Genomic DNA, 19903 nt, shown 5'->3' with positions numbered 1-19903 from the left:
ATATAAATAAGCTATTTTTTAATTCCTTTTAAAACAATAATTTATGGTTGATATCCTTATGATAAGAAAAAGCTATTTTACTTGACCTCCTTTGAGGTTAGGTATTTAATGTTGCATTGATATTGCAATTTATATCCTTATCGTCAGGCCTGTTTGTATAAAGTAATGCATTACCGATATCCAGTTTAATTAGTTAATTAAAGTGACGAGGGTACCAATTATTATTATGTTTGGAAATATAAAATATATTTTATCCAAATTAACCCAATATAAAGTGTGGAAATAAATAGAAGAGATATAGAAGAAATATAGAGGGGGAAGTGATGAGGGATATACGGGATATATCGCCTAAATAATGACATGGAGCCGGGCTACATCGCCCGGCTAAGAGAGCAGAAAGCATTACTGCCGGTCTATGCGCTACCTTGCTAACAGCGCTTGTCGCAAAGTCTGCTGCGGTGCGCTGTCCTCAACCTTGAAGCGGCTGACCAGCGATTCCATTTCAATCGCCTGTTCATCCAGTAACTGGCTGGCAACGGAAGCCTGAGAAACCAGCGTCGCATTCTGCTGCGTGACCATTTCTAACTGGCTGAGCGCTTCGTTAATTTGCGCGATGCCCAGCGATTGCTCATCGGCGGCGACCGCGATTTCATTTACCAAATCGCGCACTTTACGGGTGCCAGTGACGATATCGTTAATTCCCCGGTTCGATTGGTTCACCAGCTTCGTCCCTTCGCTGACGCTGGCAATGCTGTCGGCGATGAGCGCGCGGATTTTGCCCGCTTCGTCTGCACTGCGCTGCGACAGCTGACGCACTTCTGCTGCGACGACAGAGAACCCGCGGCCATGCTGTCCTGCTCGTGCGGCTTCAACTGCCGCGTTCAGCGCCAGCAGGTTGGTCTGAAAGGCAATGGCATCAATGGCGGAAACCACCGCGTTCACGCGCTGGCTGGCGTCCTGAATTCTTTCCATCGCACCGCTGGCCGATTCGGTAATGGTGCCGACACGGTGAGCCTGATCGTCCACCTCTGTCGTCAACTGGCGCGCCTGTCCGGCAAAGTCAGCGGTTTGTTTTACCGTAACGGTAATCTCTTCCATGCTGCTGGCGGTTTGCACCAGCGAAGCGGATTGCTCTTCGGTACGCTGCGCCAGATCCTGATTGCCGTTGGCGATCTCGCTGCTGGCTTGTCCGATCGTCTGCGAGCTGCGCTTAATACTCACCACCATATCGGCGATATTTTCCAGTGAGGCGTTATACGCCTGATTCAGTTGCGACAGTTCGTCGGTTCCCGGCACGCGCAGGCGACGGGTAAGATCCCCGCCCATCTCGCGAATGGTCGTCAGTGTTTGTTGAAGCTGCTCGTTGATGCTGCGCATGACCATGGAAGCAAGGCCGAGTGCCATGAGCAGAGAAACCAGCGCACCGGCCAGATAGCTAATCCATGACTGGCGAGCCTTGGCGGCTAAGGTATTCACCTGCGCCGTCAGGTCGTTGGTGGCGAGCTGTTCAACCTTTTTCAACTCATCAATTTTTGCCGTTTGTTGGTTAAACCACTGGGTAGCATCGATATCAAAATTGCCGCCAGGCGAGGTGATGGCCTTATTACGCATCTGAAGTGCGCTCTGTGCAGAAGGATTGCTGAGGGCCTGTTCAAAAGCCTTGCGCAGCTCGGGATTGGCGAACATGTTATAGGCCGTGGTGTAGGCATCTCCCCGGCCAACCATCTGGTTCAGACGCTCGAACATACCGGTAGCAAAGCTATTGGCAGAGAATGCGTTGGAAAGCACGGCGCGTTCAAGCCCGGCCTGCTCTTTGACGTTCAGTAGGTTGTAATAGGCCGCCAATCGTTGGGCAATACCGCCGTCGCTAACCAGATGGGCCATATCCCCGACGATATTCAGCAGATTGCTGACCGAGTCGGAATAGTAGCCAATGGCTTGGGCGACGGGTATCGATATGCTATCGACACTACGGCGATGTTCCCCAAGCTGTTGTGTTTTCTGCGTGACGCGACCGAGTTCTTCGCTGACGGCATCCCCAAGTTCGGCGCGGCTCAGGTTTGCGGCGGTTTGCTCAAGCACCTGCTGTGCCCGATCGGTGGCTTGTCGCTGCGTGGTGAGCTCTGGGCCAAAATTTTTCCCCTGACTGCCAAAATAGCCCGCGCTCAAGCCGCGCTCACGCTGTAACTGGTGAGCGTACTCGCCTGCATCGCGCGCCAGCGTGATGAGTTTCTCCATACGGATCATTTCATTTTCTGTATTGCGGCGTTCCATCACGCCGGAAAAACTGAACCAGAGGAGTGCGAGGATAGGCGGGAGAAGGGCAAGAATGAACTTACTACGGATCGAGATGTGATGAAGGGATTTCATAGGTGTGCTCCATAGCCTGCAAGTAGTCCGTTCCTGACATGTGCAGTTTGCAAAAGTAGACAGGGGTTTATTTTAGTTTCGGCCTAATAAGGGAATGGTTTAGCGTTGATCCCCTCATTCCCTTAAAAAAGCTATGTCTATTTTGATTACCACTACGTGGTATGAAACATAATCCTTATTATTTAATTGATTATGTGATTTATTCTCTTTTTTTAGCAATGATATTGTTAACTTATGCTAAATCTAAGGTGGTATTTATTTTTGCCACTGTATAGGTATTTTTACAGTCTAGATTACGGTAAGCAGCATCGTGACGTTAATCAGTGAAATCAGGGTCAGAAAGAAGACAACGATCCTGAATGCATGGCGAGAAGGTTTCATAGCGGCTCCTGATTTGGCGGGCAACAGCGCACCCGCCGTGAAGAGGTAAAGAAGGGATCAGAACCACTGGCCGAAGCGGAGAATATAGGCGCGTTTGACCAGTTGAGCGACAGTGCAGTAGCCAATCAGCGTGGCGGCCAGCCACGGGAAATATTCCCACGGCAGCGGCTGCAAACCGACCAGCGGCCCCAGCGGGGAGAACGGCAGATAGATACCCAGCGCCATCACCAGCCCGGTCATCAGCATCACTGGCAGTGCCGCTGTACTCTGAATGAACGGGATCTTCTGGGTACGCAGCATGTGCACCACCAGCGTTTGTGACAGCAACCCCTCAACGAACCAGCCTGACTGAAACAGGGCCTGATGCTCTACGCTGTTGGCGGCAAACACAAACCACATCAGTGCGTAGGTGGTGATGTCAAAAATCGATGACGTCGGCCCGATACACAGCATGAAGCGACCGATATTTTTGGCATCCCATTTACGCGGTTTACGCAGGAACTCCTTATCCATTTTGTCCCACGGCAGCGACAGTTGAGAGATGTCGTACATCAGGTTCTGAATCAGCAGATGGATTGCCAGCATCGGCAGGAACGGAATAAAGGCGCTAGCGACCAGCACGGAAAACACGTTACCGAAGTTGGAGCTGGCTGTCATGTTCAGGTATTTGATGATATTACCGAACGTCTCGCGCCCTTTGATGATCCCTTCTTCCAGCACCATCAGGTTCTTTTCCAGCAGAATGATATCGGCCGACTCTTTGGCGATATCTGTACCCGTATCGACGGAAATCCCGATATCGGCATCGCGCAGGGCGGGGGCATCGTTGATACCGTCGCCCAAAAAGCCGACTGTATGACTATTGCCTTGCAGCGCTTTCAGCACGCGGGATTTTTGTAGCGGGGTCAGTCGGGCAAAAATGGTGCGCTGTTCTACCAGAACGCCGAGCTGTTCATCGCTGAGCGCATCGATAGCGTTGCCTTCCAGCACCTCGCCCGGTTCCAGCCCGACATCGCGGCAGATCTTGCTGGTAATAATCGCGTTATCGCCCGTCAGGACTTTAACCGTCACGCCGTTTTCATGCAGGGCGCGAATGGCAGCAGAAGCGCTTTCTTTCGGCGGATCGAGGAACGTCAGCAGACCGCAAATTGTCAGGTCGCGTTCATCCGCGGCGCTGAGCGGCAGCGTGCTGCCCACCGGACTCAGTTCACGGGTGCCGATTATCAGCACGCGGAATCCTTGTTGGTTGTAGCTTTCCGCCAGCGCTTTTAGCGTGCTGCGGCGCTCGTCGTCCAGTTCATACCGCTGCCCGTTTTCACTCACGTGCGTGGCGACCGCCAGCATTTCTTCTACCGCGCCTTTGCAAATCAGGCGTTGCTGGTTGTGTTCATCGGCAACGATGATGGACAGACGGCGGCGAATAAAATCAAACGGCAGCTCATCGATTTTGCGATAGCGGCCCAGCGCGGCGATGGCGGGATTATGGCGACCAAAATGCATGATGGCCTGATCCATGAGGTTTTTCATGCCGCTCTGGTGCGCGCTGTTGAGCCAGGCGAGTTGGAGTACGCTCGCATCGACCTGACCCTGTGTATTCAGGTGATGTTCAAGGATGATGCGATCCTGCGTCAGCGTGCCGGTTTTGTCGGTGCACAGGACGTCCATCGCGCCAAAGTTCTGAATCGCGTTCAGGCGTTTGACCACCACTTTACGCCGTGCCATGGCGATCGCGCCTTTTGCCAGATTCGAAGAGACAATCATCGGCAGCATTTCCGGCGTCAGGCCGACGGCGACCGCCAGTGCAAACAGGCTAGCCTCCATCCAGTCGCCTTTGGTGAAGCCGTTAATCAGCAGCACGACCGGCACCATCACGATCATAAAGCGGATCAGCAGCCAGCTTACGCTGTTCACGCCGCGATCGAAGGCGGTTTGGGAACGGGTGCCGACAATCGATTTTGCCAGCGAGCCAAAGTAAGTATGGCTACCGGTCGCCACGACGATGGCCGTTGCCGTGCCGCTGGAAATGTTGGTTCCCATCAGACAAATGTTGGAGAGCGCCAGCAAATCGCTTTCGCCTACACAGCCTGCGGGCTGACAGCCTTTGGCACTGATATCGCTGAATACGTCATATTTTTCGATCGGCAGTGATTCACCGGTCAGGACGGCCTGACTGACGAACAGATCGCGTGATTCCACCAGTCGGACATCCGCTGGCACCATATCGCCGGCGGAGAGCGTCAGAATATCGCCGGGAACCAACTGCTGAAGCGGAATTTCCTGCATGACGGCGGTGGCGCTGGCGTGAGGGCGGCGCAGCACGGTGGCCGTTGTCCGCACCATCGATTTCAGTGCTTCGGCGGCTTTATTGGTCCGAAACTCCTGCCAAAAGCGCAGCAGGCCGCTTAGGCTCACCATCACCAGAATGATGAGTACGCCAGTGAGCGATGTCTCTTCATTATGGCGCAGCGGTAGCCAGTAGTCGGTGAAAAAACTGATCGCGGCCAGCGCCATCAGTACGTAAATAAACGGGTTATTAAACGCGGCGGCCAACTGCACCAGCGCGTGCGGCGCTTTTTCATGAGCGACGCGGTTTTCGCCATAGGTTTGCTGACGCTCAATGACGTCATCATGGCTTAAGCCGTGCAGATGCGTATTCAGGTTAGCCAGTGTTTGATCGAGGCTGTTTTGTGCCTCGCGGGCAATCGCAAAGGTGGCCGTGGGTGTCTTACGGGCGCGGCGATACCCCGTTTGCGTGATCATATCGGTCATGATGCTGCTCTCTTAATGTTGCCTGTCCGCCGCGCACGGGCGCGCATCCCGGATAAAGGGACGTAAAGCGGAAAAAAATGAAGGTATTAAGGGAGGTAAACGGCGCAGACGGAGAGAACAGAGAGGTCGAGGAAGAAGACGGTCCTTATTCTAACGGATGCGGTTTACCGGGCCATCGAGGGTGCTCGTCCATGTTGTCTCCTTATCGCCGTGCGGCGAGATGTAAAAAATAGTCGTCAGCTGACGAAGCAGATTGCGTAGAAAACGGGTACGTAAAAACACAGCACGTAGTGTAGTGGTGCAACCATAACCCCGTTTGCCTAAACCAGACGTCAACGTTTGTTCATGAAGCAAACAGGGTGAGCCAGCAGTTATCAGAAGCAATAGTTATCAGAAATGATAGTTATCAGAAACAATCGTGATCAGAAATAGGGGGCTGCCCCGCCGAGTCGCTGGCGGGGCAGAGGAGCATTAATGAATTCTCAGCGTGTGGTCCTGATTAACTTTGAAGAAACGAACCGCATCACGCAACTGCGCACCCTGTTCCGTCATGGCGTGTGCCGCCGTGGCGGATTCTTCAACCAGCGCGGCGTTTTGCTGAGTGACCCGATCCATTTGTTCTACCGCCAGGCTGATTTCTTTGATACCGATATGCTGCTCGTTGGAGGCCTGAGAAATCTCCGCCACGATATCCGTGACCTTTTTCACCGACTGCACAATTTCCGACATCGCCTGACTGGCTTTGTCTGCCCGCGCGGAGCCGTCGGTAATCTTCTCGACGGTGCCTTCGATCAGCGTTTTGATCTCTTTGGCGGCGTTGGCGCTCTTCTGTGCCAGCGTCCGGACTTCACCCGCTACGACGGCAAAGCCTTTCCCTTCACTGCCTGCTCTGGCCGCTTCTACCGCCGCGTTCAGTGCAAGGATATTGGTCTGGAAGGCAATGCCTTCGATCACGGCGATAATATCGACGATCTTCTGTGAACTGTCTGAGATCTCATGCATACGCTTGAGCATATCGTCCACGATAAGCCCGCCCTGAGAGGCCGTTTCCGAGGTTTGCTGCGCCAACTGGCTCGCTTCCTTGGCGTTATCCGCATTCTGACGCACGGTGTGCGTCAGCTGCTGCATATTGGCCGATGCCTGAATCAGTGAGGCCGCCTGTTCTTCAGTACGCTGCGACAGGTCGCTGTTGCCCTGAGCAATCTCGTTGGACGCCAGCGAGATGGATTCACTGCCGCTCATGATGGTATGCACGATGCTCATCAACTGCTGGTTCATGTAGTGGATTGAGGCCAGCAGGCTGCTGTTGTCCCCTTGGCGCAGCTGGATTTGCGCCGTCAGATTACCAGAGGCAATCTCAGTCATGATTTCTTGGGCGTAATGTGGGTCGCCGCCGAGCTGGCGTGAAATATTACGTGAGATAACGGTCGCGATAATTGCGGTGGCCAGCAGGGCGAGCAGCAGCAATCCCCAAACATAGTACTGAGAGGTCCGGTAAGTTGAATCGGCACTGACGACGATATTTTTTGCCGTCGCCAATTCCATATCCACCAGCTTAGCCAGATCTTTCATCAACTGACTACGATACTTGGAAGAGCTTGCGCCGCTGATTTTACTCGCTTCTGCCAGATCGCCCCGATTGACGGTATCAACCAGCGTGGCATTGACTGAGTTAAAGCCGGAGAAGTTTTCGCCAATCACCTTAATCAGCGCTTTTTTATCCTCGCTGTTAGCAATGGCTTGGTAGTTCTTAAACGCGGTAAGGAAGGCATCGGCGTTTTGCAGTAATTCTTTGCGGTGGCCTTCGCGCTCTTCGGGAGTTTTGGAATCGATATATTGTATTTGCTGCAAACGCGTTTCAGACAACGAACCGCGCATTTCCAGGCTATATCGCACGCCGGGCAGGCTGCTGCTGCTTAATTCATCAATGCGACTATTATTAACGCTAAGTTGGAGTAGTGAAACCACACCTAATAACAACATCATCGCTATCAGGACCGAAAAACCGAGCAATAATTTGGAGAACACTGTGAGCTGAGAAAATTTCATCGTTATTCTTATTGATTATAGAGAAGGTAGTAGTGATAACGGCAAATAAAATAAGATCTTTATAATACGTAATTCGATAAAGAGAGGTTGGTGAATAAACGGCATTTAATAATAATCAGGCTCATCATGGCGAGACTAAATTCTGTTTATTTTTAAACTGGTAATGGATTATTTTAAGTGAAAGCGGGTTGTTAAATATTGTTTTAATAAATGTTTTTATTTTTAATGTGAGAAAACTATATTTCACAAATAGGAAAAATAAAATGTGATAGCCATCAATAATCGATAATTATTTATATCGTTAACAATACTTGTATGTAACAGGATTCATTAATTAAATGACAAGATATTTCTTTTTTATCTCTTCAAAATAATGACGCAGCGGTAATGTTATTACCGCTACACGATGATGCCTGGTTCAGAGAATGCTTTAGTCCAGATAGAACACCGGTTCCAGTGCATCGCTAACCGGGCTGTTATCTGGATTGGCGGGCATGACGTCGCTCATGTGTTTCCACCAGCGCTGGCAGACATCCGTTTGTGCAATCGCTTCCCAGCGCGCTTCGGATTCGACCTCGACATAGCCGAACAGTAGATTGCGCTGCTTATCCAGAAAAATGCTGTAGTGGTGCGCCCCGTGGTTCTTGAGCACCTCAGCCAGTTCCGGCCAGATAGGATTGTGGCGACGCTGATATTCATCGTGGCTGTCAGGAAAAACTGACATCACAAAAGCCTTACGCAACATGGATGAAATCCCCCGTAGTCGTTGGCAGAACGCCACGGCGGTAATGCCGTGGCGGTTTGAGGTCTAATCGTTATGTGCACTACACGCGCAGCGCGGCTTCCATTGGCGTGACGCCGAAACGTTTACCCAATGCGATCAGCTCTTCGGTCGAGATCGTCTGTTTCTTACCGCCCATCGATATCACTTTCACCATCACTTCGGCGGATTTCTCTGCGGTATCGATCAGGCCGAAGGCTTCATCCAGCGTCGGTCCGGTGCCGAAGATGCCGTGGAAAGGCCACAGTACCAGCGAATGGCGCTTCATTTGTTCGGAGGTGGCATCGCCAATGGCATCAGTGCCCGGCACCATCCACGGCACAATCCCCACGCCGTCCGGGAAGACGACCAAACACTCCGTGCTGCCTTCCCACAGTTCACGGGTGAACTTAGCGGTATCCAGCTCCAGCACATAGCTCAAGGCGATCAGATTGGTCGCGTGGCAGTGCATGATGACGCGGTCGCGCCCGTGGGTGACACCCATACGCACAATGTGCGACTGGAAATGCGAAGCCAGTTCAGAAGTCGGCAGGCCGCCGTTGGTGAGCCCCCAGAAAATGCGATAGCCTTTACCGTCGCTATCGACCTGCAACACCACCAGTGAATCAGCTGGATCCAACTGCACGTTGCGGAAAAATTTGCCGGAGCCGGTGACGATAAACCAGCAGTCTGCCAGTGCAGGCATTGGTTGTGAAAGTGCTTCATAGCGCGGCTGTGGATAGAAATCGCTTTCATAAGGCGTCACATCCTCAGCCGTCAGGCGCAGGCTGACGTTACCGCCGTTACGTTCGTCCCAGCCTTTGAGCCACATGTCGCTGGTGGCTTTAATCATTCCCTGTACAAACCAGGAAGAGAGAATTGCTTGCATAGTCTTACCCTTGACGTTGAGTGAGGATGGTTTCTTCATACTGACGCACCTGTTGCAGCCATTCGCTGCCCGGGATGACGTCGTGACGCTGGCAGTAGTGTTCCCACACGGCCTGCCACGGTAGCGATTTTTGCTCTTCCAGCAGGGCCAGACGCGCGGTGTAATCGCCGTTTTGTTCTAGTGTGCGCAGCGTTTCCGTAGGTTCCAGCAGCGCGCGCAGCAGGGCTTTCTTCATATTGCGGGTGCCGATGACCCAGGCGGCGATGCGGTTGATCGAGGCATCAAAGAAATCGAGCCCGATATGCACGCGGTTAAGCAGTTTATGGCGCACGATTTCGTGTGCGATGGCCTGTGTTTCGTCGTCCAGCAGCACCACATGGTCGCTATCCCAGCGTACCGGGCGGCTGACGTGCAGCAGCAGGCGCGGGACGTAAAGAATTGCGCTGGAAATCTTGTCGGAAATCACTTCGGTTGGGTGGAAGTGTCCGGCATCCAGACAGAGCGCGGTGCCGCGGCTGGCCGCGTAGCCAAGGCAGAATTCGCTGGAGCCGACGGTAAAACTTTCCGCGCCGATCCCGAACAGTTTACTTTCCACCGCGTCGATATGGTGTGCCTGATCGAGCGGTTCGGCGATGACTTCATCCAGCGCGCTCAGCAGCCGCTGGCGGAACGCCAGACGATCGATGGTCAAATCTTTCATGCCGTCTGGCACCCATATGTTCATTACGGACGGCGTGCCGAGTTCGCGCCCGAAGTAGGCGGAAATCCGGCGGCTGGCCTGACAGTGTTCAATCCAGAAGCGGCGTACTTTTTCGTCTGGATGCGACAGGGTAAAGCCGTCCGCGCTCAGCGGATGAGAAAAGCAGGTCGGGTTAAAATCCAGCCCAAGCTGGTGGCGCTTGGCCCATTCAACCCAGGTGCTGAAATGCTCGGGGGCAATCTCGTTGCGGGCGACGGGCTGCGCGGATTCCAGATAGATGGCGTGCAGGTTCAGACGTTTAGGACCGGGGATCAACGCAAAGGCCTGTTCCAGATCGGCTCGCAGTTCATCCGGCGTGCTCGCCTTACCGGGGTAGTTGCCAGTGGCCTGAATGCCGCCAGTCAGTGGCCCGCCGGTGTTCTCGAATCCGGCTACATCGTCGCCCTGCCAGCAGTGCATTGACACCGGAATCTGGTCGAGCTGTTCCAGCACGGCCTCTACGTCAACATTTAGGCTGGCATAACGTGCTTTTGCCAACTGCCAGGCAGCTTCAATTGGTGTGCTCATTGCGTAGTCTCCTTTTTGCCCTGTGGGGCGGTTTCTGGCTGGCTGAGCGCCTGAAAACGACGCCAGTGCCCGGCAAAATCACTCTCCGCACGCGGGGTATAGCGATGCAGAGGGAAGTTATGAGTCAGCATGTGCCGGAATGCAGCAAGGTCGGCGACGGCGTCCAGCGCCATCAGTTGGCAGCCGATATTGCCAAGCGTCGAGGCCTCGACCGGCCCGGCCAGCACCGGAATCTGGCACACATCGGCGCACAGCTGGTTCAGGAAAGCGTTCTGGCTGCCGCCGCCGACAATATGCAACTGGCGGATTGGCGCGTGGCGCAGTTCGCCCAGTTCCAGTACTACCTGCCGGTAGAGCAGTGCGAGGCTGTCGAAGATGCAGCGTGCCAGTTCGGCATCGCTTTGGGGTACGGGCTGGCCGTGCTCACGGCAATAGTCGCGGATCGCCTGATGCATGGACGGCGGATTGATAAAGCGATCGTCATTCGGGTTAATCAGGCTGACGAAAGCGGGCAGAGCGGCGGCGGACTGAATCAGCGCGCCTAAATCCTTGATGTCACGCTCCTGACAAACGCGCTGTAACAGCCACAGGCCCATGATGTTTTTCAGTACCCGATAGGTGCCGTCCACGCCGCCTTCGTTGGTGATATTGGCGGCCAGCGCCAGCGGGCTGTTAAACGGCGTGTCGCTCTCGATGCCCATTAGCGACCAGGTGCCGGAGCTAAGGTAGGCGCTGTCACGGCTTAGCAATGGTGCGCCGACCACCGCGCTGGCAGTATCGTGCGTGGCGACCGCGGTAACGGGAATTTGCCGTCCGCTCGGCGCTGTCCATTTGCCTACTGCGTGCCCCGGCTGCACCGGATCGCTCAACCAGCGACGCGGGATGCCCAGATAGTCCAGCAGTTCGCTGTCCCAGGTTTTCTGTTCCAGATTAAGCAGTTGGGTCGTGCTGGCATTGGTGTATTCGCAGACCCGATTCCCCGTAAGGCGATAGTGAAAATAGTCGGGGATCATCAGCAGGTGTGCCACCTGATTCAGATCGTCAGATGATGTGTCACACAGCGCTTTAAGCTGGTACAGCGTATTAAATGGCAGGAACTGAATCCCGGTACGCTGATAGATCGCCTCACGCCCCAGTTCGGCAGTGACGGTAGCCATCACGCCGTCGGTGCGGTGGTCGCGATAGGAATACGGCAGGCCAACACGCTGCCCGTCCTTATCCAGCAGCACATAGTCCACGCCCCAGCTGTCGATCCCGATGCTATCGGGGGTGATACCCATGGCATCGATTTGGTGTAATCCGGTGAGGATGTCGCCTTCCAGCGCGGCCAGATCCCACTGGTGATGGTTGTCCTGAAACACCAGCGTATTGCTGAAACGGTGAATTTCTTTCAGCGTCAGATGCTGCGTTGCGGTGTGCAAGGTTGCCAGCATGACCCGACCACTGGATGCACCTAAATCCACCGCCACGATATTCTTCACCGCCATAGCCGCACTCCTTCATTGTTGGATGTGTTGCAGTGTAAGGAGCGGTAACAGAAGCCACCTTCCTATGAGTGCCATCTACAACAGGCGGTTGGCAAAATGACAAAGCTGACCGTGAAAGGGCTCACAATCTGGGAAATTATTTAGGGAATAACCATGAAAAAACCAGGGAAAAGGCGGTGTGATCCTTACCACACTTCAATCAATTAGGCGGTGCGATCTTAAAAAAAGAGCAGCCAGATGACGCGTGGGCGACGGTATTTGAAGGCCGGTCTTGTGGCTTCTGGCTACCCTTTTTCAAAGGCTGCACTTTTGCCAGAGGCTGAATGGAGAACTGAAATGACGTTACTTCGTGGTGATGATTTTTTTACTTCGCGTGCCGTAACGGTTGCGGTGGAGCCGCGCACCCCACAAGCGGCGTTTCCTGAGCATTATCATGATTTCTGGGAAATTGTGCTGGTGGAGCAGGGCGCTGGCGTCCATGTATTTAACGATCAGCCCTATGCCCTGTGCAGCGGTTCGGTATTCTTCGTTCGCGATAACGATCGGCATCTGTTTGAAGACGTGGAAGGGCTGTGCCTGACCAACATGCTGTACCGCTCGCCGCGCGGATTCCGCTTCCTTTCCGATATCGCTGCCTTTTTGCCGTATGGCCCGAACGGTGAGTGGCAAGGGCAGTGGCAGGTGAATGCGGCGGGGATGCAGCAACTGAAACAGTCGATGAACAGTCTGGCGGAGCTGGCACAGAGCGATGCGCCAGAAGCGATTGCCGCCAGCGAGAGCCTGTTTCTGCACATTCTGGTGCAGTTGCGCCAGCACTGTTTCCAGACGCAGGCCAACGGCCCCGAGCGTCAGGGGGTACAGGCGCTGCTGGGCTGGCTGCAAAATAACTACAGCGAAGAGGTGAACTGGGGCAATCTGGCCGATCAGTTCTCGCTGCCGCTGCGTACGCTGCACCGTCAGCTCAAACAACATACCGGTATGACGCCACAACGCTATCTGAATCGGTTAAGATTACTGGAGGCTCGTCGGCGGTTGCAGCAGAGTGATGATTCCATTACCACTATTGCGCACGCCTGTGGATTTAGCGACAGCAATCACTTCTCGACGCAATTCCGCAAGGCATTCTCGCAGGCACCTAAGTCTCTGCGCCATCAGGCGTTTTCTCGTGAAGAGTAGGTAACGGCAACTGCGGGTGAGGGAATGACGACAGTAATACGGGGTTTGAAATTACAGACTGAAGACTATTTCCTCACCGACAAGAATGCCGTGATGGTTGCCGAACGGCATCCACAGCCTGTGTTTCCGCTGCATCATCATGATTTTGATGAACTGGTCATCGTCTGGCGTGGCAATGGCCTGCACCTCTGGAATGATGTGCCTTACCGCATTACTCGCGGCGATATGTTCTATGTTTCCGCGAACGATCACCACAGCTATGAATCCGTCCACGGACTCGAACTGGACAACATTCTCTATATCCGCAATCGCCTGACGCTATCTGCCGATTGGCAAGCGTTGCTGCCGGGCGGGGAGCTTCCACAAAGTCAGCGCCACTGGTGTTTAGGCTCGGAGGGCATGGATACCCTCCGCGAGAAGGTGGATGCGTTGACGCAGGAGTGCATGAAGTCGGATGCACTGTCGCTGCAACTGAGTGAAGCGCTGCTGTTACAGATAGCGCTACTGGCGGCGCGCTATCGTCACACGCCGGATAGTCCACAGCTGGCCGATGCGCATCAGTTGGATATGTTGATGAATGCGCTGCGTGCCAGCATCGCGGCCCCGTTCCGCTTTGAAGCCTTCTGCGAACAGCACCACTTCAGCGCCCGCAGTTTACGTTCGCGCTTTAAAGAACAAACCGGCATGAGCGTGCCGCACTACCTGCGCCAGCTACGACTATGCAAAGCGATGGAACTGCTGCGTTATGATCTGCAAACCATTGGCGACGTTGCCGCACTGTGCGGTTTTGAAGACAGCAACTACTTCTCTGTGGTGTTCCATCAGGCGTTCGGCGTCTCACCCAGCGCCTATCGTCAGCGCTTCCTGAATGTGGAGTGACACCTGCATCGTTCAGAGTTAATATCACTGGTGACACCAGTGATATTAACCGGAGCACATCATGGCTGACACGCCACGCCAAACCACGACGCTGCGCATCGATCAGGACATTAAAGAACGACTGAAAACGTTGGCCGATGACCGCCATAGCTCAGCCCATGCGCTAATGCTGGAAGCCATCGCCGAATACGTGGAGCGTGAAGAAAAACGCAGTCAGTACCGTAAAGAGGCGCTGGCCGCGTGGGAGGAATACCAGAACACCGGCGAACACATCACCGCAGATGAGACTGTCACCTGGTTAGAATCCTGGGGTTCTGGGCATGAACAGGATGCGCCTGCATGCCACAAGTGATTGTTTCAGAACGCGCGAGGCGTGATTTGCAGCGTCTGCAGGATTTTCTAAAAAACAAAAATGCGCTGGCTGCGAAAAAGGCCGCTGAAGTTTTGATTCGTGGCATTCGTCAGTTAGAAGCGCTGCCGAATATCGGGCGACCAGTTGAACATCTCCCTCTTGAATATCAGGAACTGGTGATCGAATTCGGCAGCAGCGGGTACGTGATGCTTTACCGTCATGATGAACTGACAGACAGAGTGGTGATACTGACCGTCAAGCATCAAAAAGAAGCCGGTTACCAAAACCCTTAATACTGTCCTCTGAGATTACCCATTCGCCAAATTCAGCGGGCCACTACACGTCAATAGCGCTATTCCGCCACCGTCGAGAGCAACAGGCGCGTGTAAGGGTGCTGCGGCTGATTGAAGATCTGCTCGACCGGCCCTGTTTCTACGATATCCCCGTCTTTCATGACCGCGATGCGGTGGCTCATATGCTGTACCACGCCCAGATCGTGGGAGATGAACAGCATTGTCAGCCCCAACTGGCGTTGCAACGCCACCAGCAAATCCAACACCTGTGCCTGTGTGGTGACGTCCAATGCCGATACCGGTTCGTCGCAGATCAGAATCTCGGGTTCTGAAGCCAGCGCCTGTGCGATGGAAACGCGCTGACGTTGCCCACCGGACAGCGCCGTTGGGCGGCGACTCAGCAGGTCGGGCGTCAAGCCGACATACTCGAGCAGCGTCAGAATGCGCCGCTGTTTCTCATCGTCGCTCAAATCGCGGCGCAAACGTAGTGGCTGATTCAGAATCTGGGCGACGGTAAATTGCGGATCGAACGAGCTAAGCGGATCCTGTGTGATCGTCTGAATACGCGCGCGTAGCGGTCGGCGCTCGCGTTCCGTTAATGTGCTCCAGGCATTGTCTGCGAGTCGGACTTCGCCGCTGTCCGGCTTTTGCAGCGCCAGAATGACTTTACCCAGCGTGGTTTTACCGGAGCCAGATTCCCCGACGATGCCCAGCGTTTCGCCGCGTTTGATCTGGAGAGACACCTGATTGACGGCCTGCATCCGGCTACCGTCTGGGCGTTTGAACGACATCGCAATCCGATCCGCTGTGAGTGCAATGGCGTCGTCGGTGTTGGTGTGACCGGCTGCCAAAGAAGCGGGTGACGGCGCAATGCCGCTCTGTAACGGGTCAGCACCAGCCAACCATTTTCCACGTGTAGATGCGGTCGGGATCGCTGCCAGCAGCTTGCGGGTGTAAGGATGCGTCGGCGCTGACAGGATCTGCCGCGCCTCACCGCCTTCTACCAGCGATCCTTGCTGCATCACGATGACGCGATCTGCCACCTCTGCGACAACGGCAAGATCGTGGGTGATCAGTAAAACGCCGTGCCCTGCCTGTGCCAATGCCGTAAAGACTTTCAGCACCTGCTTTTGCACCGTGGCATCCAGCGCGGTGGTCGGCTCATCGGCAATCAGCAGCTGTGGGCCCGCCGCCAACGCGGAAGCGATAAGCGCACGCTGGCGCAGCCCGCCGGACAGTTCATGCGGATACTGCGCAGCACGATTCTCTGGATCGGGAATGCCCGCCTTCGTCAGGAGTTCGGCAACGCGTGCGGAAACCTGCTGGCGAGGCAACAGGCGATGGGTCAGAATTGGTTCGGCGACCTCCTGCCCGATCTTGCGCAGCGGGTCGAGAGACACCAGTGCATCCTGCAAAACAAAGCCGATTTCACGGCCGCGAATCGCCCGCCAGTCTCGGTCGGTCAGATAGCGTAAATCACACAGGCTGCCATCATGGCGCGTGAGCTCAATCGCGTTTGCCTGTACGTCAACGTTTTCACCGGATAGACCCACCAGCGTGCGCGCGGTGACGGATTTCCCTGAACCCGATTCGCCGACCAGCGCCAGAATTTCTCCGGCATTCACCTGAAAAGAAAGGTTTTTAACCGAACGAACAGGGCCGAAAGGGCTGGGAAAGGTCACGCTCAGTCCGTCTACGCGCAGCAGCGGCGTCTTCGCGGACGTTTCTGAAGATGAATGAGAGGGGTGAGAATGTATGTTCAGGCTCATCGTGCCTCTCCTTTTGCCAAAATGGCCTGTAAACGACGCCCCAGCAGCGTGATGGAAATCACCGACAGCGCGACGACGCTGGCGGGCAGCAAGCTGACCCACGGTGCGATATCAAGGAAGTTACGTCCGTCAGCCAGTAGCGCGCCCCATTCGGCGGTCGGTGGGACGACGCCCAGCCCCAGAAAGCTCAGCGCCGAGGCGGACAGCACCGCGTGGCCGACGCCGATAGTGGCGACAATCAGCAACGGGCGCAGCGTATTGGGAATGATGTGGCGGAAAACGATATACAGCGGGTGTTCACCCAGCGCAATCGCATGCTCAACGTAGCCGGATAGCCTGACTTGCAGCACCTGAGAACGAATCAAACGCGCATAGCCAGCAATCCCCGCCAGACCAACGGCCAGCATGGTGTTTTCCGGTCCTCGTCCCAGAACGGCGATAACCAGCAGCGCCAGCAGCAGATCGGGAAACGCCAGCATGATGTCCAGCAGACGTACCAGAACCTGACGGATGCGCAGCGGCGCGAGCACCGACAGTGTGCCAAACAGCACGCCGCCGACGCAGGCGATCAGCATCGCGCCGACGCCAATCCCCAGCGACAGCGAAGTGCCGTGAACGATACGGGAAAAAATGTCGCGTCCCAGCTGATCGGTGCCGAACCAATAGGTCGAATTTGGCGACTGAAATACCGCGCCCATATCCATTTCATCGGCGGTACGGCTGGTAAACAGCGAGGGGAAAAAGACCGCCAGCGCCAGCAGGAAAACGATAGCGGCAGGCAGCAACGTCGCCGTGCTCAGCCACGGGCTGCGATAGGTTTTTCTTGAGGGCGTTTGCGCAAAGGGCATAGGTTCACTACTCATGGGCGCTCGCCTTCTTGCGTAAGCGGGGATCGATAATGAGGTACAGCGCATCCACCAGCAGGTTAATGATGACGAACAGGAACGCGGACAGCATGACGACGCCCAGCACCAGCGGCATGTCGCGGTTTTCAATTGCGCTTAGCGTGACCTGTCCGATACCCGCGCGACCAAAGACGGTTTCGGTCAGTACGGAGCCGCCAAGTACGCTTGCCAGCAGTGTGCCGGTCAGCGTTGAGGCGGCCAGCGCCGCGTGGCGTAAACCGTGGCGAAAACGCAGTCGGATTTCGCTGACGCCGCGCGTGCGCACGGTGAGCGAGAACGGTTGGGAGAGTGCATCTTCCAGACCGTCGCGCAGCACCTGACTCAGAATGGCGGCAATCGGCAGGCCTAGCGTGATAACCGGCAGCACTAGCGACATGACGCCGTCGTTGCCGGTGACCGGAAACCATTGCAGACGAAAACTGAACAGGCTTAACAGTACGATACCAATCCAGTAGACCGGTGTGCTAAGCAGCGTGAGCTCCAGCCAGGAAACGGCGGTACGCAGTACGCCATAGCGGCCTGCGGTCAGCAGCGCGCTGGTGATGGCAAGGAGCAAGGCCAGAATCAGGCCGCCGAGCGCCAGCGGCAGGGTTTCATGCATCGCATCGCTAATCACGCTGCCGACAGGCAGACGGTAGAGATAGCTGACGCCAAAATCGCCCTGTAGCGCCTGCCCGCAGTAGCGCAGATATTGCACCCACAGCGGCTGATCGAGCCCAAATTGTTTGATGAGTACGGCGCGATAGGCTTCATCCACCACGTTATCGCCGCCGCTAAGAATGGCGACCGGATCGCCGGGGATCAGTTTGACGGCAATAAACGTCAATGTGGCTGCGCCCCAGAGCACAGCCAGAATGGTGAAAAGACGTTTACCTATCGCGTACAGATTAACGTTTAATCCAGACATCATAGAAGTTCGGTTTTGCGTTGGTGGCCCAGCTTATGCCCTGTACCTGTTTGGACAGGCCGAGTTGATAGGCGGGAATGTACAGTGGAACAACATACGCCTGATCGATGACCTCACGCTGTATCTCGCTATAAAGCTGTTTACGTTCCGCCTCGCCAGCACCGATGGCTTTTCTCAGTTTACCGTCCAGCGCGCTGATGCGAGTAAAGCCGTTACCGTTCGGTGGCGCATAGGCCGAATCGAACACGGTACGCAGAATATCTGGCTCTGCGCGCACGAAGAAGTTAGAGGCGATATCGTACTCGTTGGCATTGGTGCGTGTGGTGAATTCACCCGCATCAACTGGCGTCAGTTTGACTTCGAAGCCTGCCTGCTTCACCTGGTATTGCACCGCCTGGAACAGCGCGACATCCGCAGCTTCAACGTTGGTTGAGGCGTAAACGAAGCTGACGCTCAGGCGTTGGCCATCTTTGGTTCTGAAGCCTTCGCCGTCTTTCTGTTTCCAGCCTGCGTTATCCAACAGTTCGTTGGCTTTTTTCGCATCAAAGCCCCAGCGGGACGCGACGCTCGGATCGTAGTACAGCGTGGCCGGGCCGAGAACGTTATCGGCGGCTTTCAGCGTACCGAAGAAGGCGACTTTCACTGCCGCGTTGGTATCCACCGCGCTCTGGAATGCCTTACGCACCGCGACATCCTGGAAAGGGCCTCTGGTGGTGTTGAGATAGAGTACGCGGTTCACGCCCGGGTTCTCATAGGTGATCACTTCCAGCTTCGGATTGCGCTTCACCGTCGGGAAATTGGCAGGCGGCACGGCGTCAATCGCCTGAATCTGGCCGCTGCTCAGTGCGCCAAGGCGAACCGACGCTTCCGGCAGGTATTTGAACACCAGACCGTCCAGATAGGCTGGGCCCGTGTGTTTGGCATAGCCCGGTCCCCAGTTGTAATCAGGGCGTTTCGTCAGCTTGCTGCCGCTGCCTTTCACAAAGGAATCGAGAATAAACGGACCGGAACCCACCACGGTGGTGCTAGTGTTTGGTGTTTTCTTCAGGTACGTCGGTGATTGAATGCCCAGATACGGCAGGCTCAGCCCCTGTAACAGCGCCGCAAACGGTGAGCTGTAGTGGAGCACAATCGTATAGTCATCCGGCGTTGAGATCTTGTCGATAGGACCTAACAGCGATTTCGCGTAGCTGGAGGTGGTTTTCGGATCGAGAATACGCTCAATGTTGTATTTCACCGCTTCCGCATCCAGCTTGGTGCCGTCGCTGAACGTCACGTCCTTGCGCAGGTGGAAGGTGTACTCGGTGTTGTTGTCGTTAATTTTCCAGCTTTCCGCCAACCAAGGCGTAAAACGGTTATCTTCCGCCTGTCCTACCAGTGAATCCACCACGTTACGCGCAATCAGCGCTGTAACGCCATAGGCCGTAATGTGCGGGTCGATAATCGGTGTATCGCTGCCCAATCCAACATTCAGAATGCCGCCAGACACCGGTTTTTCACCGGTTTCCGCAGCATACGCACCGGGATTGAATGCGAAAAGTAACGAGAGTAACCCTGCGGCGAGAGTCGTAACTTGCGGATGATTTTTTTCCATTCCCTGTGTCCCTTACAAATGACATGAGGCCATACACGGCGGTGTTTTTCGCTACT

15 protein-coding genes are annotated in these 19903 nt (G+C 55.0%); 4 read left to right on the top strand and 11 right to left on the bottom strand.

From position 1 onward, the window contains the following. Positions 1-420: 420 nt before the first annotated feature. The 7 genes from QWJ20_RS08485 to rhaB form a co-directional block, all read right to left on the bottom strand. Positions 421-2370, bottom strand: a complete 1950-nt coding sequence (locus tag QWJ20_RS08485; protein WP_433992283.1) for a methyl-accepting chemotaxis protein — start codon at positions 2368-2370, stop codon at positions 421-423. 438 nt (positions 2371-2808) lie between these two features. Beyond that, entirely contained in the window at positions 2809-5520 is a 2712-nt protein-coding gene (gene mgtA, locus QWJ20_RS08480; protein ID WP_433992282.1) for a magnesium-translocating P-type ATPase, read from the bottom strand. A gap of 471 nt (positions 5521-5991) precedes the next feature. Next, entirely contained in the window at positions 5992-7569 is a 1578-nt protein-coding gene (locus QWJ20_RS08475; RefSeq protein ID WP_174869118.1) for a methyl-accepting chemotaxis protein, read from the bottom strand. 430 nt (positions 7570-7999) lie between these two features. Continuing rightward, positions 8000-8314 (bottom strand): L-rhamnose mutarotase, encoded by a 315-nt coding sequence (gene rhaM, locus QWJ20_RS08470; RefSeq protein ID WP_010285280.1) that lies wholly within the window; start codon positions 8312-8314, stop codon positions 8000-8002. A 79-nt stretch (positions 8315-8393) separates the two neighbouring features. Further along, entirely contained in the window at positions 8394-9218 is an 825-nt protein-coding gene (gene rhaD / locus QWJ20_RS08465) for a rhamnulose-1-phosphate aldolase (protein ID WP_161508746.1), read from the bottom strand. A gap of 4 nt (positions 9219-9222) precedes the next feature. Next, positions 9223-10485, bottom strand: a complete 1263-nt coding sequence (locus QWJ20_RS08460; protein ID WP_010285282.1) for an L-rhamnose isomerase — start codon at positions 10483-10485, stop codon at positions 9223-9225. Next, a complete protein-coding gene (rhaB, locus tag QWJ20_RS08455; protein ID WP_433992281.1) occupies positions 10482-11972 on the bottom strand; it encodes a rhamnulokinase in 1491 nt (496 codons plus the stop codon). The genes QWJ20_RS08460 and rhaB overlap by 4 nt, the downstream gene beginning before the upstream one ends. Positions 11973-12308: 336 nt before the next feature. Between rhaB and rhaS the strand changes: the two genes are divergently transcribed. The 4 genes from rhaS to QWJ20_RS08435 all read left to right on the top strand — a co-directional run bounded on the left by rhaS (position 12309) and on the right by QWJ20_RS08435 (position 14672). After that, positions 12309-13148 (top strand): HTH-type transcriptional activator RhaS, encoded by an 840-nt coding sequence (gene rhaS / locus QWJ20_RS08450; RefSeq protein WP_095993543.1) that lies wholly within the window; start codon positions 12309-12311, stop codon positions 13146-13148. A 24-nt stretch (positions 13149-13172) separates the two neighbouring features. Further along, positions 13173-14027 carry a helix-turn-helix domain-containing protein gene (locus QWJ20_RS08445; RefSeq protein WP_433992280.1) on the top strand — a complete coding sequence of 285 codons (855 nt, stop codon included), beginning with the start codon at positions 13173-13175 and terminating at the stop codon, positions 14025-14027. Between the two features lie 61 nt (positions 14028-14088). Then, entirely contained in the window at positions 14089-14379 is a 291-nt protein-coding gene (locus QWJ20_RS08440) for a CopG family ribbon-helix-helix protein (RefSeq protein WP_012822277.1), read from the top strand. Beyond that, a complete protein-coding gene (locus tag QWJ20_RS08435; RefSeq protein ID WP_012822278.1) occupies positions 14367-14672 on the top strand; it encodes a type II toxin-antitoxin system RelE/ParE family toxin in 306 nt (101 codons plus the stop codon). The genes QWJ20_RS08440 and QWJ20_RS08435 overlap by 13 nt, the downstream gene beginning before the upstream one ends. A 59-nt stretch (positions 14673-14731) precedes the next feature. On the opposite strand, the gene QWJ20_RS08430 is transcribed toward QWJ20_RS08435, so the two are convergent. Genes QWJ20_RS08430 through QWJ20_RS08415 form a run of 4 tightly spaced genes read right to left on the bottom strand, consistent with a single transcriptional unit; the run spans position 14732 to position 19847 of the window. Next, positions 14732-16441 carry a dipeptide ABC transporter ATP-binding protein gene (locus QWJ20_RS08430; RefSeq protein ID WP_433992279.1) on the bottom strand — a complete coding sequence of 570 codons (1710 nt, stop codon included), beginning with the start codon at positions 16439-16441 and terminating at the stop codon, positions 14732-14734. Beyond that, positions 16438-17304 carry an ABC transporter permease gene (locus QWJ20_RS08425; RefSeq protein ID WP_039482013.1) on the bottom strand — a complete coding sequence of 289 codons (867 nt, stop codon included), beginning with the start codon at positions 17302-17304 and terminating at the stop codon, positions 16438-16440. The genes QWJ20_RS08430 and QWJ20_RS08425 overlap by 4 nt, the downstream gene beginning before the upstream one ends. After that, on the bottom strand, positions 17297-18256 hold the full coding sequence (locus tag QWJ20_RS08420) for an ABC transporter permease (protein ID WP_174871808.1): 960 nt from the start codon (positions 18254-18256) through the stop codon (positions 17297-17299). Before QWJ20_RS08420 ends, QWJ20_RS08425 begins: the two co-directional genes overlap by 8 nt. Next, a complete protein-coding gene (locus tag QWJ20_RS08415) occupies positions 18234-19847 on the bottom strand; it encodes an ABC transporter substrate-binding protein (protein ID WP_109410631.1) in 1614 nt (537 codons plus the stop codon). Before QWJ20_RS08415 ends, QWJ20_RS08420 begins: the two co-directional genes overlap by 23 nt. Positions 19848-19903: the final 56 nt, after the last annotated feature.

The organism is Pectobacterium sp. S5, assembly GCF_051707265.1.
Lineage (GTDB): Bacteria > Pseudomonadota > Gammaproteobacteria > Enterobacterales > Enterobacteriaceae > Pectobacterium > Pectobacterium polare.
Note: the sequence above shows the minus strand (reverse complement) of the source record. Positions and strands in the feature narration are given on the sequence as shown.